General features: G+C 27.1%; 23 protein-coding genes, 1 tRNA gene and 1 pseudogene. 14 read left to right on the forward strand and 11 right to left on the reverse strand.

Features of this window, described 5'->3' with window-relative positions; all coding sequences use genetic code 11:
• Positions 1-2 precede the first annotated feature (2 nt).
• Genes accC through rpmF form a run of 3 tightly spaced genes read right to left on the reverse strand, consistent with a single transcriptional unit; the run spans position 3 to position 2,032 of the window.
• The gene (gene accC / locus H0H50_RS00610; RefSeq protein ID WP_185867250.1) at positions 3-1,367 is read right to left on the reverse strand and encodes an acetyl-CoA carboxylase biotin carboxylase subunit; all 1,365 of its coding nucleotides are present in this window, start codon (positions 1,365-1,367) and stop codon (positions 3-5) included.
• Positions 1,368-1,372: 5 nt separating this feature from the next.
• On the reverse strand, positions 1,373-1,825 hold the full coding sequence (gene accB, locus H0H50_RS00615) for an acetyl-CoA carboxylase biotin carboxyl carrier protein (RefSeq protein WP_185867251.1): 453 nt from the start codon (positions 1,823-1,825) through the stop codon (positions 1,373-1,375).
• A gap of 3 nt (positions 1,826-1,828) precedes the next feature.
• Positions 1,829-2,032 carry a 50S ribosomal protein L32 gene (rpmF, locus tag H0H50_RS00620; protein ID WP_185867252.1) on the reverse strand — a complete coding sequence of 68 codons (204 nt, stop codon included), beginning with the start codon at positions 2,030-2,032 and terminating at the stop codon, positions 1,829-1,831.
• 113 nt (positions 2,033-2,145) lie between these two features.
• Here rpmF and proS point away from each other — a divergent pair, with 113 nt between their 5' ends.
• Positions 2,146-3,624, forward strand: a complete 1,479-nt coding sequence (proS, locus tag H0H50_RS00625) for a proline--tRNA ligase (protein WP_185867253.1) — start codon at positions 2,146-2,148, stop codon at positions 3,622-3,624.
• On the opposite strand, the gene H0H50_RS00630 is transcribed toward proS, so the two are convergent.
• Positions 3,618-4,565 carry a dihydroorotate oxidase gene (locus tag H0H50_RS00630; protein ID WP_185867411.1) on the reverse strand — a complete coding sequence of 316 codons (948 nt, stop codon included), beginning with the start codon at positions 4,563-4,565 and terminating at the stop codon, positions 3,618-3,620. The genes proS and H0H50_RS00630 overlap by 7 nt on opposite strands.
• A gap of 60 nt (positions 4,566-4,625) precedes the next feature.
• Here H0H50_RS00630 and pyrF point away from each other — a divergent pair, with 60 nt between their 5' ends.
• Together pyrF and H0H50_RS00640 are read left to right on the forward strand one after the other, a co-directional pair.
• The gene (gene pyrF, locus H0H50_RS00635) at positions 4,626-5,984 is read left to right on the forward strand and encodes an orotidine-5'-phosphate decarboxylase (protein ID WP_185867254.1); all 1,359 of its coding nucleotides are present in this window, start codon (positions 4,626-4,628) and stop codon (positions 5,982-5,984) included.
• A gap of 162 nt (positions 5,985-6,146) precedes the next feature.
• Entirely contained in the window at positions 6,147-6,722 is a 576-nt protein-coding gene (locus H0H50_RS00640) for a MarC family protein (protein WP_185867255.1), read from the forward strand.
• On the opposite strand, the gene H0H50_RS00645 is transcribed toward H0H50_RS00640, so the two are convergent.
• Both H0H50_RS00645 and fbp read right to left on the reverse strand, forming a co-directional pair.
• Positions 6,666-7,061: a ribonuclease P protein component gene (locus H0H50_RS00645; protein ID WP_185867256.1), complete on the reverse strand. Its 396-nt coding sequence runs from the start codon at positions 7,059-7,061 to the stop codon at positions 6,666-6,668. The two genes, H0H50_RS00640 and H0H50_RS00645, sit on opposite strands and share 57 nt — an antisense overlap.
• 15 nt (positions 7,062-7,076) lie before the next feature.
• Positions 7,077-8,072: a class 1 fructose-bisphosphatase gene (fbp, locus tag H0H50_RS00650; RefSeq protein WP_185867257.1), complete on the reverse strand. Its 996-nt coding sequence runs from the start codon at positions 8,070-8,072 to the stop codon at positions 7,077-7,079.
• A gap of 137 nt (positions 8,073-8,209) precedes the next feature.
• On the opposite strand from fbp, the gene H0H50_RS00655 reads away from it, so the two are divergent.
• Both H0H50_RS00655 and H0H50_RS00660 read left to right on the forward strand, forming a co-directional pair.
• A complete protein-coding gene (locus tag H0H50_RS00655; RefSeq protein ID WP_185867258.1) occupies positions 8,210-8,971 on the forward strand; it encodes a lysophospholipid acyltransferase family protein in 762 nt (253 codons plus the stop codon).
• A gap of 34 nt (positions 8,972-9,005) precedes the next feature.
• Positions 9,006-9,479, forward strand: a complete 474-nt coding sequence (locus H0H50_RS00660) for a ribonuclease HI (RefSeq protein ID WP_185867259.1) — start codon at positions 9,006-9,008, stop codon at positions 9,477-9,479.
• Between the two features lie 3 nt (positions 9,480-9,482).
• On the opposite strand, the gene H0H50_RS00665 is transcribed toward H0H50_RS00660, so the two are convergent.
• A complete protein-coding gene (locus tag H0H50_RS00665) occupies positions 9,483-10,289 on the reverse strand; it encodes an RNA methyltransferase (RefSeq protein ID WP_185867260.1) in 807 nt (268 codons plus the stop codon).
• A gap of 13 nt (positions 10,290-10,302) precedes the next feature.
• Here H0H50_RS00665 and H0H50_RS00670 point away from each other — a divergent pair.
• Positions 10,303-10,727, forward strand: a pseudogene (locus H0H50_RS00670) (deoxycytidylate deaminase).
• 12 nt (positions 10,728-10,739) lie between these two features.
• A tRNA-Leu gene (locus H0H50_RS00675) sits at positions 10,740-10,821 on the forward strand.
• Positions 10,822-10,840: 19 nt separating this feature from the next.
• Here the strand turns inward: H0H50_RS00675 and ureC are convergent.
• The gene (ureC, locus tag H0H50_RS00680; protein ID WP_202985861.1) at positions 10,841-12,547 is read right to left on the reverse strand and encodes an urease subunit alpha; all 1,707 of its coding nucleotides are present in this window, start codon (positions 12,545-12,547) and stop codon (positions 10,841-10,843) included.
• A complete protein-coding gene (locus H0H50_RS00685) occupies positions 12,544-13,173 on the reverse strand; it encodes an urease subunit gamma (protein ID WP_185867261.1) in 630 nt (209 codons plus the stop codon). The genes ureC and H0H50_RS00685 overlap by 4 nt, the downstream gene beginning before the upstream one ends.
• Positions 13,174-13,481: 308 nt before the next feature.
• On the opposite strand from H0H50_RS00685, the gene thrA reads away from it, so the two are divergent.
• From thrA to thrC, 3 genes are read left to right on the forward strand one after another with little or no spacing between them, the layout of a single operon-like run.
• Positions 13,482-15,929, forward strand: a complete 2,448-nt coding sequence (gene thrA, locus H0H50_RS00690; protein WP_185867262.1) for a bifunctional aspartate kinase/homoserine dehydrogenase I — start codon at positions 13,482-13,484, stop codon at positions 15,927-15,929.
• A gap of 5 nt (positions 15,930-15,934) precedes the next feature.
• Positions 15,935-16,888, forward strand: coding sequence for a homoserine kinase (locus tag H0H50_RS00695; protein WP_185867263.1), 954 nt, complete (start codon positions 15,935-15,937; stop codon positions 16,886-16,888).
• Between the two features lie 33 nt (positions 16,889-16,921).
• Positions 16,922-18,238: a threonine synthase gene (gene thrC, locus H0H50_RS00700; protein WP_185867264.1), complete on the forward strand. Its 1,317-nt coding sequence runs from the start codon at positions 16,922-16,924 to the stop codon at positions 18,236-18,238.
• Between the two features lie 9 nt (positions 18,239-18,247).
• Here the strand turns inward: thrC and H0H50_RS00705 are convergent, their stop codons facing one another.
• The gene (locus tag H0H50_RS00705) at positions 18,248-19,042 is read right to left on the reverse strand and encodes a thymidylate synthase (protein WP_185867265.1); all 795 of its coding nucleotides are present in this window, start codon (positions 19,040-19,042) and stop codon (positions 18,248-18,250) included.
• Positions 19,043-19,111: 69 nt separating this feature from the next.
• On the opposite strand from H0H50_RS00705, the gene H0H50_RS00710 reads away from it, so the two are divergent.
• Genes H0H50_RS00710 through H0H50_RS00720 form a run of 3 tightly spaced genes read left to right on the forward strand, consistent with a single transcriptional unit; the run spans position 19,112 to position 21,114 of the window.
• Positions 19,112-20,050, forward strand: coding sequence for a ribose-phosphate diphosphokinase (locus tag H0H50_RS00710; protein WP_185867266.1), 939 nt, complete (start codon positions 19,112-19,114; stop codon positions 20,048-20,050).
• Between the two features lies 1 nt (position 20,051).
• A complete protein-coding gene (locus H0H50_RS00715; protein ID WP_185867267.1) occupies positions 20,052-20,657 on the forward strand; it encodes a 50S ribosomal protein L25 in 606 nt (201 codons plus the stop codon).
• Positions 20,658-20,679: 22 nt separating this feature from the next.
• Positions 20,680-21,114, forward strand: a complete 435-nt coding sequence (locus H0H50_RS00720) for a nucleoside deaminase (protein WP_394798966.1) — start codon at positions 20,680-20,682, stop codon at positions 21,112-21,114.
• Here the strand turns inward: H0H50_RS00720 and H0H50_RS00725 are convergent.
• On the reverse strand, positions 21,109-21,765 hold the full coding sequence (locus tag H0H50_RS00725) for a DedA family protein (RefSeq protein WP_185867413.1): 657 nt from the start codon (positions 21,763-21,765) through the stop codon (positions 21,109-21,111). The two genes, H0H50_RS00720 and H0H50_RS00725, sit on opposite strands and share 6 nt — an antisense overlap.
• A 285-nt stretch (positions 21,766-22,050) precedes the next feature.
• On the opposite strand from H0H50_RS00725, the gene aroB reads away from it, so the two are divergent.
• On the forward strand, positions 22,051-23,115 hold the full coding sequence (gene aroB, locus H0H50_RS00730) for a 3-dehydroquinate synthase (protein ID WP_185867269.1): 1,065 nt from the start codon (positions 22,051-22,053) through the stop codon (positions 23,113-23,115).
• Positions 23,116-23,130 lie beyond the last annotated feature (15 nt).

Below are 23,130 nucleotides of genomic sequence, written 5' to 3' on the forward strand. Positions count from 1 at the left end.
TTTTATACTTTGTTATCGAACAAAAAATCTAAATCTAGATTATCTACAAAACTTGTATTATAATTCCCACTTAAAAATTCGTTATTTTGCATAATTTTTCTGTGAAAAGGAAGAGTAGTATGGATCCCTTCTATAACAAATTCATCTAAAGAACGACGCATTTTTTCAATAGTTTCTTTTCTACTTTTTGCCGTAGTAATAATTTTAGCAATCATAGAATCATAGTAATGTGTAATATTATATCCTGCATAAATATGTGTATCAATCCGTACCCCTTTTCCTCCAGGTAAATGCATTTGAGTTATTTTTCCAGGAACTGGACGGAAATTTTTGTACGGTTCTTCTGCATTTATTCTGCATTCTATTGAATACATTTTGGGATAATAATTTTTTTTTATAGAAAGTTTTTTTCCATAAGCTAAAAATATTTGTTCTCGGATTAAATCTAAACCTGTTATTTCTTCAGTTATAGTATGTTCTACTTGTATCCTTGGATTCATTTCCATGAAATAAAAATTCTTTTTTTGATCTACCAAAAATTCTATAGTTCCTACTCCTTCATAATGAATATACTCAGCCGCTTTTACGGCTTTTTCTCCCATTTTTTTTCTAAGAGATGAAGTTAAAAATGGGGAAGGTGCTTCTTCCACTAATTTTTGATTTCTTCTTTGAATAGAACAATCTCTTTCTGAAAGATGACATACTTCTCCATACTTATCTCCTACAATTTGGATTTCTATGTGTCTTGGATTCAAAATGAATTTTTCTATATACATATCTTTTTTTCCAAAACAAGACAAAGCCTCTTTTTTAGCTTCTTCCCAAGAATTTTTTAAATGATTTTTATCTAAAACAGATCGTATTCCTTTTCCTCCACCTCCAGCGACAGCTTTTATAACAATTGGATACCCTATTTTATCTGCAATTTTCTCTATATCCTTATAAGATGATTCTACAAAACAGTCAGATCCAGGTAAACAAGAAATTCCAATTTTTTTCATGGTTTTCTTAGCTAAAATTTTATTTCCCATCTGAATCATATGATTAGGTTTAGCCCCTATAAACTTTATCCCATGTTTATGGCACATTGAAGAAAAATATGCATTTTCAGATAAAAATCCATATCCAGGATGAATAGCATCTGCGTTGGTAATTTCTGCAGCTGAAATCAAATTTGGAATGTTTAAATAAGATTGATATGGAGGAGGTGGTCCAATACATACAGCTTCATCCGAAAAATAAACATGAAGACTATGTTTATCTGCTGTGGAATAAACAGCTACAGTTTTAATTCCCATTTCTTTGGATGTTCGTATAATTCGTAAAGCAATTTCTCCACGATTAGCTATTAATATTTTTTTAAACATAAAATTTAATAATTAGGATCTAAAAGAAATAAAGGTTGGTCATAATCAACAGGGGAAGCATCTTCCACTAAAACTTTAATCAATTTTCCATTTACTTCAGATTCAATATCATTAAATAATTTCATTGCTTCTATAACACAAACTTTTGTTCCTATTTTTATTTTATCTCCTATCTTTACAAAAGGTTCTTGATCTGGATTCGGTTTTCTATAAAATGTTCCAATCATAGGAGATTTTATAGTAAAATATTTATTTATATTTTCTTTTTCTTTTTTAGAAAATTTATCGTAATAATCAGAAATAGAAGAAGATATTTTAGGATTCCACGAATATTTTTCATTTTTTCTCAATGTTCTATTTTTCATATAAATTTCAGTGTTTCCTATTTTAATCTTTATCTCATCTATATTTGAATCCGAAATAAACTTAATCAGGTATTTTATTTTTTTTAAATCCATATTTTATAAGGATTCTTTTTTAGTTTCATTATTATTATATAGAATTTTTCCTTTGTAATAAAGGATGTTTTCATGCCAATACGCATGATGGTATAAATGTTTTTTATTTGTTAAAATACATTTTGCTAATAAAGGTTCTTTTACTTTAAAATGACTTCTTCTTTTATTTCTTCTAGATTTAGACTGTCTTCTTTTAGGATGGGCCATAAATAACTTATTTAATAAATCACTAATTTAGAAATAAAATTAAATGTGTTAAGTAATTTTTTTTATATATTAATAAACAGAGTCATATATTATATTATTATTATTTATGTTTTATGAGTCAATCACAATTAACTAAACGTAGTGAAAATTACTCAAAATGGTATAATGAAATAGTTATTAAATCCGGTTTAGCAGAATTTTCTGGAATTCGTGGTTTTATGATAATTAAACCGTATGGATATACTTTATGGGATAGAATGAAAACAATATTAGATAATATGTTGAAATTTACGGGTCATCAAAATGTTTATTTTCCTTTACTTATTCCAAAATCTGCTTTTTCAAAAGAAAAAGAACATACTGAGATTTTTTCTGAGGGATGTGCTGTTGTTACACATTCTAGATTGAAAAAAAATCCAGATCAAGAAGAGCTTATTGTTGATCCTGAATCTAAGTTACAAGAAGAACTAGTAATTAGACCAACCTCAGAAAGTATAATATGGAAAACTTATAAACGTTGGATTCAATCTTATAGAGATTTACCTATTTTATTTAATCAGTGGGGGAATGCACTAAGATGGGAAATGCGAACTCGTTTATTTCTTAGAACTACGGAGTTTCTATGGCAAGAAGGACATACTGCACATTCTACCGAAAAAGAAGCGATAGAAGAAGCTATAAAAATATTAAATATTTACACAGATTTTTCAGAAAAATTTATGGCTATTCCTGTATTACAAGGAATAAAACCATATATGGATAAATTTTATGGTTCAGAAAAAACATATTGTATTGAAGCTCTAATGCAAGATGGAAAAGCTTTGCAAATTGGCACTTCACATTTTTTAGGACAAAATTTTTCTAAAGCTTTCGATGTTAAATTTACTAATTTTAACGGAAAAAAAGAATATGTATGGTCAACTTCTTGGGGCGTCTCTACCAGATTAATAGGAGGACTCATTATGTCACATTCTGATGATAAAGGATTAATATTACCTCCAAAAATAGCTCCTATACAAACTGTTATTGTTCCCATTTATAATAATAAAGAAAAACATTCTATAATTAATGAAATAGCAATAAAAATTTTAAATATATTGGAAAAAGAAGGGATACGAGTAAAATATGATAATAGAGTTATGTTAACTCCTGGATGGAAATTTCATGAATACGAAATGAAAGGAATACCCATACGGATCAGTATCGGAAAAAATGAAATACAAAATGGAAAAGTAGAAATTTTCAGAAGAGACACCTATGAAAAAACATTTATCCCTTGGATAAGTTTAAAAAATTCAATACCAAAATTATTAGATGAAATCCAAAAAAATATTTATAAAAAAGCTTTTAATAGAACTCAAAAATTAATCATTAAATCAGATGAATACAATGATTTTAAAAACAAAATAAATCATTCAGGAGGGTTCATTATGGCTCATTGGGATGGAACAAAAAATACAAGCAAAAAAATTCAAGAAGAAACAGAAGCAAGCATACGTTGTATTCCTATGTCTTATGAAAAGGAAAAAGGAAAATGCATTTATTCTGGTAATCCTTCTTCCCAAAGGGTTGTTTTTTCTAAATCTTATTGAAGATATTTTAGTTTTCCTTTAAAACTATTTAAAGATGAATAATTCTTCTTTTTTAAAAGAAAAATTAATTCTTTTTTCAATCTTTCAAATACTGAAATTCCTTCTTTCATAAATTGTGTCCCAATTTGAACAGCAGAGGCTCCACATAATATATGTTCAAAAATATCTTTTCCAGAAGAAATACCCCCACATCCTATGATAGCTATGTCTTTACGAAGATAAGTATAAAATTTATGAATATTTGCCAATGCAAATGGCTTGATAATTGATCCACCTATCCCTCCAAATCCTTTTTTAGGACGTATTACTACTGATTCTTTATTTATATCAATAAATAATCCATTAGGTAAACTATTAATACAAGTAACAAAAAAAATAGGGAATTGATTTAAAATCAAAGCTATATTCTTAATGTGAGCCTCATGAAAATAAGGAGGCAGTTTAATTCCTAAAGGTTTTTTATTAAATTTAAATATGTTTTCTATGAAATTGGAAATTCCATAAAAATCATAACCTAACATTTTTTCTTTTTCAAGAATATTTGGACAAGATAGGTTTAATTCTATAGCTGTAATTTTTGAATATTGATTTGCTTTTTGAACAAGAGAATAATTTTCTTCTATAGATAATCCAGAAATAGAAAGAAAAATAGGTTTATTTATTTTTTTTTTTTCTATAAAATTTATATAAAAATCTATCCCAAGATTAGGTAATCCCATAGAATTTATACTTCCTATATTCCATTCGAAATATCTAGGTAAAATATTTCCTTCCCTAGGTTTATAGGTACAACTTTTTGTAACAATTCCACCAGAAGAACTATTTAATAAATTGGATAGATCCTGATCTGTAGAACAAAGAACTCCTGAAGCGTTCATAATGCATAATGGAAGTTTGATTCCATTTATACTAGCAGAAATATCTATTTTTTTCATAATCATATCAATTGTAAGAATATCCAAGTATAAAATTTTTAACTTTACCAAAACAGCTTTTTTTTTATGGAAGAAAAAGAACAATTCTTTTTAGAAATTTACAAATTAGGAATCATTAAATTTGGAAATTTTACACTGAAAAGTGGAATGAATTCCCCTATATATATAGACTTTAGACCGATAGCTTCTAGACCGGATTTATTAATAAAATTATCAGATTTACTCATAAATGAAGTTTCATCTTATAATTTTGAACTAATTTGTGGAGTTCCATATGCAGCTTTACCTATAGCTACAACTTTATCATTGAGATCAAAAATTCCACTAATTATTAAAAGAAAAGAAAATAAAGGATATGGAACAGAACGAATGATTGAAGGAATATATAAAACAGGACAAAATTGTCTGATTATAGAAGATGTTGTCACAAGTGGAGATAGTTTATTAAAAACTGTCATTGACCTTGAAAAAGAAGGATTAATAATCAAAAACATTATGTCTATTCTTGATAGAGAACAAGGAGGAATAGATAATATAAAAAAAAGAGGATATAATATCCGAACTTTATTTCGAATAGGAGAAGTTTTTAAAATATTAAAAAAAGAACATTTTTTAAAAAAACAAGAAATACATATTATTCAGTTTTTTTTAAGAAAAAAAAATATAAAAAATATTCAAAATAAACGTATTTCTTATGAAGAAAAAAAAGAAAAAATTTCTCATCCTATAGGAAAAAAACTTATTGATATTACATTGAAAAAAAAAACAAATTTAATAGTTTCTGCTGACTTAATATATACTCAAAATATTTTAAAATTAGTCAATTTAATTGGAGATTTAATTTGTGGATTAAAGCTTCATGTAGACATTATAAATGATTTTTCATATTCATTTATAAATTATCTTAAAAATATTTCTATAGAAAAAAAATTTTTATTATTCGAAGACAGAAAATTATGTGATGTTGGTTCTACTAATTATCTTCAGTTGCATTATGGTATTCATAAAATTTCTTCTTGGGCAGATATCATAACGGCACATGTATTTGCTGGGAGTATGAGTATACAAAACTTGAATATTCCTTCTAATATGGGATTAATAACAATATCTGAAATGTCTTCTTATGGAAGACTATCTGATGATAATTATATAAGAAAAGTATTAAATATATCTATAAAAAATCCAACAGTAATTGGTACAGTAGCACAAAGAAAAGTAGACGATAGATTATTACTATTTACTCCTGGTATTCATTTTAGAAAAATGAATAATGGAAATAGCTATATTCATCCTGTTCAAGCATTTGAAAAAAATGGAAGCGATTTTATTATTGTAGGAAAAGCTATTTCCCAATCTTGGGATCCAAAAATAGAAGCTGAAAAATATAGAAATGCAGGATGGAAAGCTTATGAAAATGGACTTTGAATTACCTCATTTTATTCACATAAAATGAGTTTTTTTTTAAAAAAATTAATGATACTGATTATATTTTATTTAATTTGTAAAAAAAAATATATAATCATATTTAAAAATAAAAATTGTTTCAATCATAACGAGGTAAAAAATTATTTTGAATAAATTTTGAATATGGAATGGATAAATTCATTAATTAGTTGTTTTATGATACTTTTTAGCATTATAGACATATTAGGGAATGCGCCCATTATTATGGGATTTAAATCAAAGGGGAACATTATAGATACTAAAAAAGTTATAATCACTTCTCTCGTAATATTTTTATCTTTCCTTTTTTTAGGACAACCTATGCTTCAAATCATTGGAATTGATGTTCATTCTTTTTCTGTAGCTGGATCTGTAGTGTTGTTTTTAATTGGTTTAGAAATGATACTAGGGATAGATCTTCACAAGGTAACGGAAAATGCTCAAACATCTATAGTTCCAATTGCATTTCCACTTATAGCAGGACCCGGATCTTTAACTACTTTAATTTCATTAAGAGCAACTTATGACGTAAATGTTATTCTTTTATCTCTTATATTAAATATGATAGTTGTCTATTTTGTAATAGATAGATGTGATTTTATAGCCGAAAAAATAGGAAATAACGGTTTGGATATTCTAAAAAAAATATTTGGAATTGTTTTATTAGCTTTTGCAGTTAAAATTTTTGGGGCCAATGCTGGTCAATTGTTTCAACAATGACTTTTTTTTATTGAAAATGCTTATAATAGATTCATTTACATCTTTAAATTTAGGTAAATAAAAGGCTTTATAAATCAAAATTATATAATAATTTTGATTTATAATATATTTATCCAAAATCGATTTATTCAAAATAAAAGAAGCTTTTAATAAACGTTTTATTCTATTTCTGTGAACTGATTTTTTAAAATTTTTTTTTTTTACTAGAGTTCCAACTAATTTTAGTGATAATTTTTTTTCATAATTCGTTTTAAAAAAAACAGATAAAACAGGATACACTAGCGAATAGTCTCCATTTTTTATTATTTTTTCAAAAATTTTTTTTTTTTTAAATTGCATTTTCAATTAAAAAATTTATTCACACATAAACTCTTCTAACTTAGAAACCATTCCTATAGGACCACAAACAAATGGAGTTCTTTGATGTAATTTAGTAGGCTTTATATCTAGAATACGTTCTGCTCCATTAGAAGCTCTTCCCCCAGCTTGTTCGGTTAAAAAAGCCATAGGATTACATTCATAAAGTAATCTCAATTTACCTTCTGGATAAGAAGCTGTTTTGGGATAAATATAGATTCCTCCTTGTATTATATTTCTATGAAAATCACCTACTAAAGATCCAATATATCTGGCTGTATATGGACGATTATCTTTTTTTTCTTGACAATATCTAATAAATCTTCGAATTCCATTAGAAAATTTAGCATAATTTCCTTCATTAATAGAATAAATTTTTTCCGTTTTAGGAAAACAAAGATTAGAATGAGATAAATAAAATGTTCCAACTGAAGGATCTAAAGTAAATCCATGCACTCCATTTCCGGTACTATATACCAATATAGTAGAAGATCCATAAATAATATATCCTGCAAGAATTTGTTGATTTCCCTTCTGCAAAAAATCTTCTATTGTCAAATTCATTTGAATAGGAGATTTTCTTATATAAACAGAAAATATAGTTCCAATAGATACATTCACATCTATATTAGAAGAACCGTCAAGTGGATCTATTAAAACAATATATTGATTTTGATAAAAATTTTCTTGCTTTCCCTTTATTATTATAAAATCTTTACTTTCTTCAGAAGCTATTCCACAAACAACATTTCTACTTTTAAAAGATTCTATGAAAGCTCTATGAGCAAAATTATCCAATTTTTGTTGATTCTCTCCTTGAATATTAGTAAATCCAGAACTTCCTATAATTTCTTCTGTTATCCCTGCTTTATTTACTTCTTTATGAATAGCTTTAGAAGCTAATTTTATAGAACTAAATAATCGCAGTAATGCTTCGGTTGAATATGAAAAACAATCCTTATTTTCTATAATAAACTCCCCTAATGTATACATGTATCTATCATATAAATACTTTTTTTTTACGTAAAGATCAGATTTTTTTTAAAAAATTTTGTAATCATGTTTTAATTTATATAAAAATAATAAACTTTATTATGAATTTTATATATTTCTGTTAATTTTATTGTTTAATGAAAATCCTACAAATATCATTCATATTGTTATGGCGTATATGGTTTTTTATTATCAATATATTTTTGATTCCTTTATGGGCAGGGGTTTCTATCCCATTTATTTTTAGAGATAAACATTATCCTATTGCATATTGGTTTCATCAAATGTGGGCTAGAAGTAATCTTTTTCTCATGGGTTTTTGGTATGCATTGGAAAAAGACAAAGAAATATTAGATAAAAATAAACAATACGTAATTATCAGTAATCACAGTTCTATTATGGATATTATGCTAATTTACTCTTTGATGAGAAATCATCCTTTAGTTTTTGTGGGTAAAGCTGAATTAGCTAAGCTACCATTTTTTGGATTTGTTTATAAAAAAAGTAATATTCTTATTGATAGAAAAAATTTATCAAGTTGTATACAAGTATTTAAAAAAATAGAAAATAAAATCGATTCTGGAAAAAGTGTTTGTATCTTTCCAGAAGGAGGTGTACCTAAACCCTCTATTGCTTTAGCCCCTTTTAAGGGAGGAGCTTTTTTTGTCGCTATTATAAAAAAAATATCTATTATTCCTTTTACTATAGCTGACATAAAAACAAAATTTCCCAGTTTTTTTATTATTAAAGGGGGTCCAGGAAAAATAAGGATTAAACAACATCATTCTATATCAACAAAAAATTTATCCTTAAAAGATAAGAATAGTTTGAAAGAAAAATGTTTCAACTTAATAAAATATCAACTAGAAAAATTTGAACGTGAAAAAACTAATAATTAAAATAATTCAACTAATTTAATTATATGAATTATTCGTGAACAAAAAAATTCATATTTATACTGACGGTTCTTCAAAAGGAAATCCTGGACCAGGAGGATATGGGGTTTTTATAGAAATATTTTTTGGTTATTCTTATAATAGAAAAATAATTTCAGAAGGATTTCGTTATACAACGAATAATAGAATGGAACTATTAGCAGTGGTAATGGGACTAGAAAAAATAGAAAATAAAAAACAAAATATTACTGTTTTTACTGATTCTAAATATATAGTAAATACTGTACAAAATAAATGGATTTATAAATGGAAGAAAAACAATTTTCATAATAAAAAAAATATAGACTTATGGAAAAGATTTCTTTATTTATTCGAGAAACATTTTGTTATATTTCATTGGATAAAAAGTCACAATCATCATTATATCAATGATTATTGTGATCAATTGTCTACAAAAGCATCTAAAAAAATAAATTTAAAAATAGATCATGTGTATGAAAAACAGATGTAAATATTATTTAGCATAATTTTTTTGTCTAATAATTTCATATATAATTATAGACATTGCATTACTTACATTTAATGAATCTATATTTCCAAACATAGGAATAGTTATTATTTGATCAGCATATTTCAACCAAATATTGGATACCCCCTTATTTTCAGAACCAAAAACAACAGCTATTTTATTAGTTTGGGAAAATTTAGTATGGTATAAATTCATTGTTTTCTTATATTTATGAAATCCTGTTGTTATAATTTTAATTTTATTATTTTGTAACCAATATATGATTGATTCTATTTTTTCTATAAAAATATTTCTTGTGAAAATACTTCCTAAACTACATCTGATAATATTAGAATTATATACATAAGTTTTCATATTACATAGTATAATAATATGAATATTTGCCGCATCAGCTATCCTTAACATAGCTCCTATATTTCCTGGTTTTTCTATCCCATCTAGTATGAGTATTAAAGAAGAATTTCTATTATCAATTTTTATGCTTTTCAACTGATTCATATATTTTTTTTCTTTAAATAAAGCAATAATTCCACCTGAATTCTCTCTATACGCTAGTTTTTTAAAAATTTTCATGCTAATAAGAAAGGTTATCGAATGAAATGATTGAATCATATTATACTTATGAAATATTTTTTCGCATATAAATATTCTTATTGGAAAATAATTTCCCTTTACAGCCATTTCGAATTCTTTTATCCCTTCAACAAAGAATATATTCATATAATTTTTTTTATTATAAATTTTTATCAAATCTTTAATTTTCGTATTTTGAATGCTGTGTATTTTTTTCATATTTTTTTGTATAATGATTTATAAAATGTATAAAAAAAACGATGATATGATATATATGAACATGGCTATTGAACGTTCTAAATTATCTTTTTGTAAAAAAAAAAAGTAGGAACTATTATAGTTAAAAATAATAAAATCATATCTTGTGGATATAACCAGACTCCAAATGGATTTGATAATATATGTGAAGATAATAATGGAGATACCAAATGGTATGTTATACATGCAGAAGCCAATGCAATATTAAAAATTGCTTCTTCTTCTTTTTCCTGTAAAGGAGCTTCCATATACACCACTCACTTTCCATGCAAAGAATGCTGTAAACTAATTTATTTATCTAATATAAAAAGAGTTGTTTATTTACAACATACAAGAAATAATGAAGAATTAACTTTTTTGAGCAAATTAAAAATAAAAATAGAAAAACTAATCTTATAAATTTTATGAAAAACCCAGGTGGCGAAATAGGTAGACGCGCTGGACTCAAAATCCAGTGATTTCAATCATGCGGGTTCGAATCCCGCCCTGGGTATTATCTTTTTCTATTCAGATTAGAATAAGAAATATCTTTGAGAAAGTGGTAAAACATCAGAAGGATGAGAAATTATTTTTTCTCCATTTATATAAACATTATAAGTTTTAGGATCCACTTCTAAATTGGGTATTTCTTCGTTTAGTATCATGTTTTTTTTGGATAACGAACGACATCCTTTCACTATTTTGATTTGTTTTTTGATTTCATTTTTTTCAAAAAAACTATTATTGATTGCATTTATTGAAACAAAAATACTACTCAATTTTGGTTCAAAATATCCAAACATTTTTCGATACATAAATGGCTGAGGGGTTGGAATGGTAGCATTAGGATCTCCCATACTAGCGTATACAATCATTCCACTTTTTATAACTAATTCAGGTTTTACACCAAAAAAAGAAGGTTTCCACAATACCAAATCTGCCATTTTCCCGATCTGAATAGAACCTACATATTCAGAAATACCATGAGTAATAGCAGGATTTATAGTATATTTTGAAATATATCTTTTGACTCTAAAATTATCATTATTTTTATGATCTTCATGAAGTGATCCTCTTTCTTTTTTCATTTTATCAGCTGTTTGCCATGTTCTTTTTACAATCTCACCTATGCGACCCATAGCTTGAGAATCAGAACTAGTCATACTAATGGCCCCTATATCATGTAAAACTCCTTCTGCACTAATAGTTTCAGATCTTATACGGGATTTAGCAAAAGCAATATCTTCTGGTAAATTAGAATCTAAATGGTGACAGATCATTAACATATCTAAATGTTCATCTATAGTATTACAAGTATATGGCATAGTAGGACTTGTTGATGAAGGTAAAATATTAGGAAATGATATAACTTTTAATAAATCAGGAGCATGTCCTCCACCTGCTCCTTCTGTATGATAAGTGTGAATGGTTCTATTTTTTAATATTTTTATAGTATCTTCTACATAACCTGATTCATTTAGGGAATCTGTATGTATATTAACTTGTACGTCCAATTTTTCTGCTACATCTAAACATTGGTCTATAACATGTAAAGTGCTCCCCCAATCTTCATGGATTTTTAATCCTCCTGCACCAGCTTTTATTTGTTCAATTAAAGCTTCTGGACGAGAGCTATTTCCACTTGCAAGAAAAATAAGATTAATAGGAATATGATCTGTACTTTTTAACATTCTTTGAATATTCCATACACCTGAAGTACAATTTGTAGCTATAGTTCCGGTAGCCGGTCCTGATCCACCTCCAATAATAGTAGTAGTTCCACTTTCTAAGGCAACTTCAAACAATTGTGGACATATGTAATGAACATGACTATCTACACTTCCAGCTGTTACTATGATATTTTCTGAAGAAATAACTTCGGTTCCTGCTCCAATATACATGTTAGGAGTAACCTTATCCATAAAATAAGGATTACCCGCTTTTCCTATTCCAACAATAATTCCATTTTTAATTCCTATATCCGCTTTTATGATTCCCCAATAATCAATAATAATAGCATTAATTAATACTAAATCTAAAACTCCTTCATCTCTTGTAGCAAACGGATGTTGTCCCATTCCATCTCTAATTACTTTTCCTCCTCCAAAAACACATTCATCTCCATAAATTGTATAATCTTTTTCTATTTCAATCCATAAAGATGTATCCCCTAAACGAATTTTATCTCCTTTAGTAGGACCATACATACTAGCATAAGATTCTCTATCTATTTTTTTCATATAGTTGTATTTTCTTTTCCCGAAAATCCATAAATTTTTTTACTTCCACCAATTTCTACTAACATAACTTCCTTCGTTTCTCCTGGTTCAAAACGAACAGATCTACCAGAAGGGATATCTAGTCTATATCCTTTGGTTCCTTCTCTATCAAAAAGAAGAGCCGAATTTGTTTCATAAAAATGAAAATGAGATCCTACTTGAATAGGACGACTCCCCGTATTGGATACTATTCTTTTTATACGAGATCTACCAGGTAACAATACTATATCTTCTTTTAAAAGATTATATTGTCCTGGAATTAGACTAGAATTTTTTTTTCTGTTTTTTTTGATAGGATGATGTATAGTTACCAACTTTGTTCCATCAGGAAAAGTAGCTTCTACTTGAACATTATTAAGTAATTCATACACTCCATCCATAACTTGTTCATCGTTCAGAATATTTCCTGCTTCATACATGAGATCTTTCACTGTCTTTCCATCACGAGCTCCTTCCATTACATAATGAGCGATTAAAGCTAAAGATTCGGGATAATTTAATTTTAATCCTCTTTTTAAACGTTTTTTTGCTAATTCTCCAGCCATGTGTAGAAGAATTTTTTCCTTTTCATAAGAAGTTAAATGCATATGCTTTCTTTAATTTGATTCATAAACAAACATAATATTCGTAGCCACAAAATGGGTTCAAAGTTATGAAATATTATAATAATGAAAGATAAGTATAATGCTTTTTCATCCCTATTTCATCCTTCATATCCCAAAGTATTTGATCATTATATATTTTTAAAAAAAATTGCAGACTACATCTAGTTAACTTTATTTTATATAAAATAAAAAAACTTATAAAAAATAAAAAAAGCACGTCTCCATAAATTATCATTATTTTTGTGAACATCTTTAATAATGGGAAAATTGTTTTAAAAAATAATTAAAAAATGCAAGTTTTAAAATTTGGGGGTAGTTCCGTGGCTCATTCTGATGCTATAAAACGTATTGGTTCTTTATTAGAAAAAAAACCAAAAGGAAGATATGCAATTGTTGTATCTGCATTAGGAAATATTACGGATCAGTTAATACAATGCGGGCAATTAGCTTCTGAAAGAAAAAATATTTATAAAAATATATTAGAAGAAATAGAAATTAGACATCTTAATATTATAAGAGAATTATTTCCTATAACCTATCAAAGTCATTTAATTAGTTGGATTAAAAAAAATATAAATGATTTAGAAAGTTTATGTGATGGAATTTTTCAAGTAGAAGAACTTTCAAAACGTTCTTTAGATAAAATTATGAGTTTTGGAGAGTTAAGTTCTTCTTTTCTTATTGCAGAAAAACTGAAACAATCTGGTTTAGATGCAGTTTGTAAAGATAGTAGAGACTTGATTATAACCGATTCTCAATTTGGATGTGCACAAGTAGATTTTATCACAAGTAATCACCATATCGTTCAGTTTTTTCGTGAAAAAACATCAGAATATGTTGTTTTACCAGGATTTATAGGTTCTACGTTAGAAAACGAAACAACTACTCTTGGAAGGGGTGGCTCTGATTATACTGCGGCTATTTTAGCTGCTGCTATATCTGCTAGTTTACTTGAAATATGGACGGATGTAAGTGGAATGATGACAGCAAATCCAAAAATTGTAAATCAAGCTTTTCCTATAAAAGAAATTTCTTATGAAGAAGCTATGGAATTATCACATTTTGGAGCAAAAGTTATTTATCCTCCTACGATTCAACCTGCTATGAAAAAACATATTCCTATACAAATTAAAAATACTTTTTCTCCTTTAGATCCAGGTACTTTAATTTATATTAATAAAAACACGAATATAAGTCAACCTGTCACTGGTATATCTGGAATTCAAGATATGGCTTTACTTACTTTAGAAGGAAGTGGAATGGTAGGAATTCCTGGGTATTCTAAACGTTTATTTGAAGCGTTGTCACGTGAAAAAATAAATGTAATATTTATAACTCAAAGCTCTTCAGAACATTCGATAACAACAGGAATTCATGAAACAGATGTTATCAAAGCAAAAACGGTAATAGATAGCGAATTTGCTCAAGAAATACATCAAAGACGTATAGATCCATTAAGAATAGAAAAAGATCTTTGTATAATCGCTGTAGTAGGAGATAATATGAAAAATCTTCATGGAACCAGTGGAAAAATGTTTGCTTCTTTAGGAAGAAATAGTATTAATGTTAGAGCTATAGCCCAAGGTTCTACTGAAAAAAATATATCAGCTGTTATTAGAAAAACAGATTTTAAAAAAGCATTAAATACTTTACATGAAGCTTTTTTTGAAAGCCCACCAAAACAAATTAATCTTTTCATTTGTGGAGTGGGAAAAGTAGGAAGTAAATTACTTGAACAAATAGACCAACAACAAAATTATCTATTGGAAGAATTAAAACTTCAAGTTAGAGTAATCGGGTTGGCTAACAGTAAAAAAATGTATTTCAATGATCATGGAATCAATTTAAATGATTGGGAAAAATATCTGAACCAAAGAAGTATTAAGATGAATATATATTCCTTTATGGAGGAAGTATGGAAATTTAATCTAAGGAATAGTTTATTTGTTGATAATACAGCTAGTGAAGAAATGGCCATGACTTATGATAAATTTTTGAAAAATGGAATAGGGGTTATTACTTGTAATAAAATAGCTTGTTCCTCCGATTATGATCATTATAAAAAATTAAAAATACTTTCTAGACATTTCAAAGCTCCATTTTTGTTCGAAACAAATGTAGGGGCTAGTCTTCCAGTTATTAGTACACTAAATGATCTAATTAATAGTGGAGATAAAATTAATAAAATAGAAGCTGTATTATCAGGAAGTTTAAATTTTATATTTAATCATTTTGTAGGAGAAAAATCCTTTTTAGAAGTAGTAAAAGAAGCACAACTAAAAGGGTACACAGAACCTGATCCTAGAATTGATTTAAGTGGGTTAGATGTTATGCGAAAGATTCTAATTTTAGCAAGAGAATGTGGTGCCCCATTAGAATTGAGTGATATTCATCAGAAATCTTTTCTTCCGGAAACTTGTTCAAATTCTACTTCCATAGATAATTTTTATAAAGAATTAGACCGACATAGAGATTACTTTTTTAAAATCAGAAGTAAAGCAGAAGAAGAGAAGAAACGTTTACGTTTTATTGCACGTTATGAAAATGGGGTTGCTTATGTTGGACTAGAATCTGTTAAACAGATTCATCCATTTTTTCAATTAGAAGGAAAAGATAATATGGTTTTATATAACACGTATCGTTATGCTGAACAACCTCTCATCATAAAAGGAGCAGGTGCTGGAGCAGAAGTTACTGCATCCGGAGTTTTTTCAGATATTATTAAAGCTACTAAATAAAAATCATGAAGGGAGTTAAAATATTTGCACCAGCTACTGTAGCTAATTTGGCTTGTGGGTTTGATGTTATTGGATTGGCTTTAGATTTTCCTAAAGATGAAATTTTTTTATATAAATCTAATTATCCAGGAATACGTATCCATCGAATGGATGGATCCCCGCTACCTAATGATCCAAAAAAAAACGTAGCTTTTGTCGCTTTACAATTTTTATTAAAAAAATATCAACAAGAACAAAGATTTGATAATGAAAAAAAAATAGGATTTGAAATTGAGTTAATTAAAAATATTCATCCTGGAAGCGGTATAGGGTCTAGTGCAGCTAGTGCTGCAGGGATTGTTTATGGAGCTAATAAACTATTAGGAAATCCTTTTAGCACTATACAATTAATACGTTTTGCTATGGAAGGAGAACGTGTGGCAAGTGGAACGGCCCATGCTGATAATGTTGCTCCTGCTATCATGGGAGGAGTTACATTAGTTAGAAGTTATAAACCATTGGATATTACTAAATTGAACGTTCCCAATGAATTATGGATTAGTATTATACATCCACAAATAGAAGTCAAAACATCAGATGCTAGAGAAATCCTAAAACAAAAAATATTGATGACAGATGCTATTAGACAATGGGGAAATATAGGTGCATTAGTAGCAGGTTTATATCAAGAAGATTATGGTTTAATAAGTAGATCCTTGGAAGATGTTATAGTGGAACCTATACGAGCTGTGCTTATTCCAGCTTTTTATGAATTAAAAATAAGATGTAAAGAAATAGGGGCTTTAGGTGGGGGAATTTCTGGTTCAGGTCCTTCTGTTTTCATGCTTAGCAAAGGAAATCATACTGCAAAAAAAGTCACTGAAATTATGAATAAAGTATATTCTCCTTTAAAAGTAGATTATAAAACTTATACTTCTCCTATCAATAGACAAGGAATCAGGTGGGCTGAAATATTGTAAAATAATAAGATTCTAAAAAATAATTAATATGTTATGTTGTATTATAGTTTGAAAAATTATAAAAACTTAGTTTCTTTCGAAGATGCTGTTTTAACTGGTTTATCACCTGATGGTGGATTATATATGCCTAAATGCATTCCTAAATTAGATACAAAATTTATTCGTAAACTTCCGTTTCATGACATTTATACGCTTGCTATGTTGATTATAAAGCCATATATCGGAAAATATATCCCAGAAGAATTTATTGATAAAATCATTCATGATACTTTAAATTTTTCTTTTCCAATGAAAAAAATACATGATAATATTCACGTATTAGAGCTTTTTCATGGACCTACTTTAGCTTTTAAAGATGTTGGAGCTAAATTTATGGCAGGATGTTTAAGTTTTTTTTCTAAAAAATTAGGAAAAAGTATTACAGTTTTAGTTGCCACTTCAGGAGATACCGGGGGAGCTGTCGCTAAAGGATTTCATCAAAAACCTGGAATAGAAGTCATTATTTTATATCCATATAATGGAATCAGTTCTGTACAAAAAAAACAAATTACTTCATTGGGAGATAATATATTAGCTTTAGAAATACACGGAAGTTTTGATGATTGTCAGAGCATGGTGAAAAAAGCTTTTTTAGATAAAGAAGTGAACAAAAAATATACATTAACTTCTGCAAATTCTATTAATATAGGAAGATGGCTCCCTCAAATGTTTTATTACTTTTTAGCTTACAGACAAATGATTATAAAAAATCCGATAGAGTTAATTTTTTCAGTTCCTAGTGGAAATTTTGGAAATCTTTGTGCAGGAATGATGGCTGAAAAAATGGGGTTACCTATAAAATTTTTTATTGCATCTACAAATATTAATGATACTATACCTAGATTTTTAAAATCTACAAAATATCATCCTCTTCCGGTAAAAAAAACTATATCAAATGCTATGGATATATCTGATCCAAGCAATTTTTCTAGAATATGGCATTTATATCATAAAAATATCTTTCAATTAAGAAAAAAATTATATTCCTACAAATTCACGGATGAAGAAACTTTAGCAAGTATAAAAATGATATGGTCCGAATATCAATACATGCTTGATCCACATGGAGCCATAGGTTATTTAGGACTTAGACAATATTTACAAAAAGTTAATAATGTTTCAGAACCATCGGTTTTTTTGGAAACCGCTCATCCTATTAAATTTTTAGATCATATGCCATTTTCTTTACAAAAAAAGATACTCTTTCCTAAAGAATTAGAAGTCTTTTTAAACACAAAAAATAAAAATCAAAGTATTCCCTTATCCAATGATTTTAATGTTTTCAAAAATTGGTTATTAGAAAGAAAATAAGATGTATTTTTAAACGGCAACCTCTCCCTTTATATGAGGAAAAGGATTATAATTTTTTAATTGAAAATCTTCAAAACGAAATTGAAAAATGTTTTTAACAGAAGAATTGATTATTATTTTAGGAAGTGTTCTTGGAGTTCTTTTCATTTGTAGTTTTATTTGTTTAATATGATTATTATAAATATGAGCATCACCTATAGTGTGAATGAGTTCTTTTTCTTGAAGATCAAGAACTTGAGCTAACATAGTAAGTAATAAAGCATAAGAAGCAATATTAAATGGTAATCCTATAAAAATATCTGCGCTTCTTTGATATAAAAGTAATGATAATTTTTTTTTATATACATAAAATTGAAATAATAAATGGCAAGGAGGTAATGCCATATCTTGAATCATTCCTACATTCCAAGAAGATACTATTAAACGTCTAGAATTAGGATTTAATTTGATTTCTCTTATGATATTAACTATTTGATCAATCAAATGGCCATCGTAGGTTGGCCATTTTCTCCATTGATATCCATATATAGGACCTAATTCTCCATTTTTATCCGCCCACTTATTCCAAATATAAACTTGGTTTTTTTTTAAAAACTGAATGTTAGTATCACCTTTCAAAAACCATAATAGTTCATAAATAATAGATCGTATATTTAATTTTTTAGTGGTTAAAAGAGGAAAACCTTTTTCTAAGTCAAATCTCATTTGATATCCAAACATGCTTATTGTTCCTATCCCAGTACGATCTTTTCTTTTGACTCCTTTTTCTAATATATTTTTTAATAAATTTAAATATTGTTTCATAACTTTTCAATATGTATTTATTTTATTTATTTTTTAATTTAAAGAGTATTTTTGCATAAAAAAATAACTATGAATCAAAAGGTACTCTTCTTTTCTACAAGAAGCGGATTGAAATTGTCAGAAAATATAGCTTATTATTATGGAAATTTTCTTGGTAAAGTACGGTTTTTAGAATTTAGTGATGGAGAATATACTCCTTGTTTTGAACAATCTGTTCGTGGAACTCAAGTATTTTTAATTGGATCTACTTTTCCTCCAGTAGATAATTTAATGGAATTATTATTAATGTGCGATGCAGCTCGTAGGGCTTCCGCTTACAATATAACACTTGTTATTCCGTATTTTGGATGGGCGAGACAAGATCATAAAGATCAACCTAGAACACCTATTGCAGCAAAGCTTATAGCTAATTTAATAGTAGCTTCAGGAGCTACTAAGGTTATGACCATGGATTTACATGCAGATCAAATTCAAGGATTTTTTGATATTCCTGTAGATCATTTATATGCATCTAGAATATTTATCGATTATATTAAAAGATTAAACATTGATCAGTTGACCATTGCTTCTCCAGATATGGGAGGAGCTAAAAGAGCTAGAAGCTATGCAGGTTATTTGGGAACAGATGTAGTAATCTGTTATAAAGAAAGAAAAAAAGCAAATGAAATAGAGTTTATGAATCTTATAGGAAATGTACAAGAAAAAAACATTATACTCATAGATGATATGGTAGATACGGCCGGAACTTTAACAGAAGCTGCTAATTTAATTAAAAAACAAGGAGCTAAAAGTGTACGTGCTATAGCTACTCATCCTGTATTATCAGGAAATTCATATGAAAAAATTCATCAATCAGCTATTGAAGAATTGGTAGTTACAGATACGATTCCCATAAATCAAATGAAATCTAATGATAAAATTAAAGTTTTATCTTGCGCTCCACTTTTTGCGGAAGTGATGCAATCAGTACATAAAGATGAGTCTATTAGTAATAAATTTATAATATAATATGAAATATGTAAATATATACGGTTATATGAGAAATATTGGGGAAAAAGCAGTTCGTTCCATTCGAGATTCTGGAAGAATCCCATGTATTTTATATGGAAAAAATATAAATATTCCATTTTCTACTTCATTAGAAAGTTTAAGGAAAATAGTATATACTACAGAAGTATATGGTATTGTACTTAAAATAGAAGGATATGATCAAAGTATAAATGCAATTCAAAAGGAAATACAATTTGATCCTGTTAATGATAAAATACTACATGTAGATTTTTATAAAATTGAAAAATTAAAACCTATTATATTAGAAATACCCGTAAAATCATTTGGTAGACCTATTGGAGTAACAAAAGGAGGAGAATATAATTCTTCTGTTAGAAAATTAAGAGTAAAAGCATATCCATCTGATATACCAGAATATATTAAACTAAATATTAATTCTTTAGACATTGGAGATAGAATCATAGTAGAGGATTTATATAATGATCAATATACTATATTACATCCTTCTCATACACTAATAGCAAGTGTAAAAAATTCACGTACAACTATAAAAGGTACTGAAGAAGAAAGTAACGAAGGAAAAGAAAAAGAAGATAAAAAATAAAATGTCTTTAGATTTTTATTTTATGAAAATAGCTTTAGATGAAGCTTTTATCGCTTTTCATAAAAATGAAATTCCTATAGGTGCTGCAATTACATATCAGAATATAGTTATAGCAAAAGCACATAATTTAACTGAAACTTTATGTAATATTACAGCACACGCAGAAATGTTAGTTATCAATTTAGCATCAAATTTTTTGAAAAAAAAATATATAAATAAATGTACATTATATGTAACCCTAGAACCCTGTGTTATGTGTGCTGGAGCTTTGTTTTGGGCTCAAATAGGAAGAGTCGTTTGTGGAGCATCTAATCCATCAAAAAGAGGATTTATCTATGCTGGAAACAAATTACATCCTAAAACAGAATTCATATCTGGAATTATGAAAAGTCAGTGTAAAGCTATTATACAGGAATTTTTTTGTGATAAAAGAATCCAGAAATCTAAAAAATTATAAAAAATTTAACTTTTTACTTTTGCTTATTTTCATTTTTAAAAAAATTGGTAAAGTTGTAATTAATACAATTAATAAAATAATCCATTCAAGATGATTTTTTAATTCCGGAAAACTTTTATCTAAATAATGTCCAGCTAACATGATAGAAAAAGTCCAAGCAAGCGCTCCAATAATGTTATATATCATAAATTTTTTGAAATCTATGCGAATGGCACCTGCTACAATAGGAGCAAAAGTACGAAACATGGGTAGAAAACGACTCATAATAAGAGCAGTTGTTTTATATTTATTGTAAAACAGTTTTGCTAAAATTAAATGTTTTTTCTTAAAAAAAAAGGAATCCCTTTTTTCATACAACAGTTTTCCTGATTTATATCCTAACCAGTATCCTTGCATATTACCAAGAATCGCCATTACTGCTACAATTAAAATGATGACAACAAAAGGAACATTATAAAAATTTTTGCATAAATCTTCCCCAAAAATTCCAGCAGTGAATAATAAAGAATCTCCAGGTAAAAAAAAACCAATAAAAAATCCTGTTTCCGCAAAAACAATAGCTAAGAGAATAAATAAAGCTGTATTTCCGAAATATAAAAATATCCATCTAGGATTAAACAAATGTTGGAAAAAATCCCAAATATCTGACATTTTACAAAAATCACAATGAAAGTCAAAGTTAAATATTTCCATTTTTTATAAAAACTAGAAAATAAAAATATTTATTTTCATATTTACTATATTATGAAAAAAAAACTCATAATTTATTATGGAATGTTTATTTAAATTTATTAATATTTTAGGATGGATTCCTAATATATTTTTCTTCATAATAGGTTTTATTTTTATCATTTTTTGGTTATACCAAATATTTTATTTTATTGATTAATAAAAAAATTGGTTTAATTTTGTTATTTGTTACACGAAGCTAAATTCATGAAAATGATAAACAAAGGAGAATTTATATACTTTAATGAAGAAGCTTATGATGTGCTCCGAAATTATTTACTTCATCAGGTAGATTCTATAAAAAATATATTTATCCTAGTAGATGAGATTACTCACATACATTGTCTTCCCGTTATTTTTAAGAAAATAGATTTTTTAAAAAAATCTAATGTTATTAAGATCAAATCAGGGGAAAAAGAAAAAAATATTTATACATGTATTCAAATATGTAAAAATCTAGAAAAATTTAAAGCAACTAGAAAAAGTTTGATCCTAAATTTAGGAGGGGGAGTGATAACAGATATTGGAGGTTTTGTAGCTTCTATATTTAAAAGAGGTATTCGTTTTATTAATATTCCTACAACTTTATTAGGAATGGTTGATGCAGCTATAGGGAACAAAACAGGTGTGAATTTAGATTCTATAAAAAATGAAATAGGATCTTTTTATGTTCCAGAATTTTTAGTTATCGATACTCATTTTTTAAAAACTCTTCCGAATAAAGAAATTTTTTCTGGTATGGCTGAAATGTTAAAACATGGATTGATAGCCGATAAAAATTTTTGGAAAAAAATGAATCAAATACAAATAGGTTTTATTCAAAATGAAAACGAATGTAAGAACTTAATTCATAATTCTGTATTAATTAAACAAAAAATAGTCAATCAAGATCCTAAAGAAAAAGGATTAAGAAAAATTCTTAATTTTGGACATACTATTGGACATGCTTTAGAAAGTTATTTTATGAATGTAAATAATATACTGCATGGAATTGCGGTAACTATGGGAATGATCTATGAATCATGGATTTCTTGTAAAATTAATGGATTATCTTTATATGATTATGAGGAAATTAGATCTACGCTTTCTGCATTATATCCAATAAAAAATAAAATTTCTGATTTAGAAATTAATAAATTATTGTTGATTATGGAACATGACAAAAAAAATGAAAAAAATAAAATTCAATTTTCTTTATTAAAAGAAATAGGAAAATGTTCATATAATTGTCAAGTTCCGTATTCCTTAATTAAGGAAAGTTTTTTAAACTAAATTTTTAATTCACTA

Origin of the sequence: Blattabacterium cuenoti, assembly GCF_014252015.1 — a bacterium.
Taxonomy (GTDB): Bacteria; Bacteroidota; Bacteroidia; order Flavobacteriales; family Blattabacteriaceae; genus Blattabacterium; species Blattabacterium cuenoti_U.

Coding starts and splice junctions, on each gene's coding strand:
- H0H50_RS00705 (WP_185867265.1), bottom strand. CDS start 19,042: ATGAAACAATATTTAAATTTATTAAAAAATATATTAGAAAAAGGAGTC.
- rpmF (WP_185867252.1), bottom strand. CDS start 2,032: ATGGCCCATCCTAAAAGAAGACAGTCTAAATCTAGAAGAAATAAAAGA.
- H0H50_RS00640 (WP_185867255.1), top strand. CDS start 6,147: ATGGAATGGATAAATTCATTAATTAGTTGTTTTATGATACTTTTTAGC.
- H0H50_RS00715 (WP_185867267.1), top strand. CDS start 20,052: ATGAAATATGTAAATATATACGGTTATATGAGAAATATTGGGGAAAAA.
- H0H50_RS00720 (WP_394798966.1), top strand. CDS start 20,680: ATGAAAATAGCTTTAGATGAAGCTTTTATCGCTTTTCATAAAAATGAA.
- fbp (WP_185867257.1), bottom strand. CDS start 8,072: ATGTATACATTAGGGGAGTTTATTATAGAAAATAAGGATTGTTTTTCA.
- H0H50_RS00710 (WP_185867266.1), top strand. CDS start 19,112: ATGAATCAAAAGGTACTCTTCTTTTCTACAAGAAGCGGATTGAAATTG.
- H0H50_RS00665 (WP_185867260.1), bottom strand. CDS start 10,289: ATGAAAAAAATACACAGCATTCAAAATACGAAAATTAAAGATTTGATA.
- aroB (WP_185867269.1), top strand. CDS start 22,051: ATGAAAATGATAAACAAAGGAGAATTTATATACTTTAATGAAGAAGCT.
- H0H50_RS00695 (WP_185867263.1), top strand. CDS start 15,935: ATGAAGGGAGTTAAAATATTTGCACCAGCTACTGTAGCTAATTTGGCT.
- proS (WP_185867253.1), top strand. CDS start 2,146: ATGAGTCAATCACAATTAACTAAACGTAGTGAAAATTACTCAAAATGG.
- H0H50_RS00685 (WP_185867261.1), bottom strand. CDS start 13,173: ATGCATTTAACTTCTTATGAAAAGGAAAAAATTCTTCTACACATGGCT.
- accC (WP_185867250.1), bottom strand. CDS start 1,367: ATGTTTAAAAAAATATTAATAGCTAATCGTGGAGAAATTGCTTTACGA.
- thrC (WP_185867264.1), top strand. CDS start 16,922: ATGTTGTATTATAGTTTGAAAAATTATAAAAACTTAGTTTCTTTCGAA.
- H0H50_RS00655 (WP_185867258.1), top strand. CDS start 8,210: ATGAAAATCCTACAAATATCATTCATATTGTTATGGCGTATATGGTTT.
- thrA (WP_185867262.1), top strand. CDS start 13,482: ATGCAAGTTTTAAAATTTGGGGGTAGTTCCGTGGCTCATTCTGATGCT.
- H0H50_RS00630 (WP_185867411.1), bottom strand. CDS start 4,565: ATGATTATGAAAAAAATAGATATTTCTGCTAGTATAAATGGAATCAAA.
- ureC (WP_202985861.1), bottom strand. CDS start 12,547: ATGAAAAAAATAGATAGAGAATCTTATGCTAGTATGTATGGTCCTACT.
- accB (WP_185867251.1), bottom strand. CDS start 1,825: ATGGATTTAAAAAAAATAAAATACCTGATTAAGTTTATTTCGGATTCA.
- H0H50_RS00725 (WP_185867413.1), bottom strand. CDS start 21,765: ATGTCAGATATTTGGGATTTTTTCCAACATTTGTTTAATCCTAGATGG.
- pyrF (WP_185867254.1), top strand. CDS start 4,626: ATGGAAGAAAAAGAACAATTCTTTTTAGAAATTTACAAATTAGGAATC.
- H0H50_RS00645 (WP_185867256.1), bottom strand. CDS start 7,061: ATGCAATTTAAAAAAAAAAAAATTTTTGAAAAAATAATAAAAAATGGA.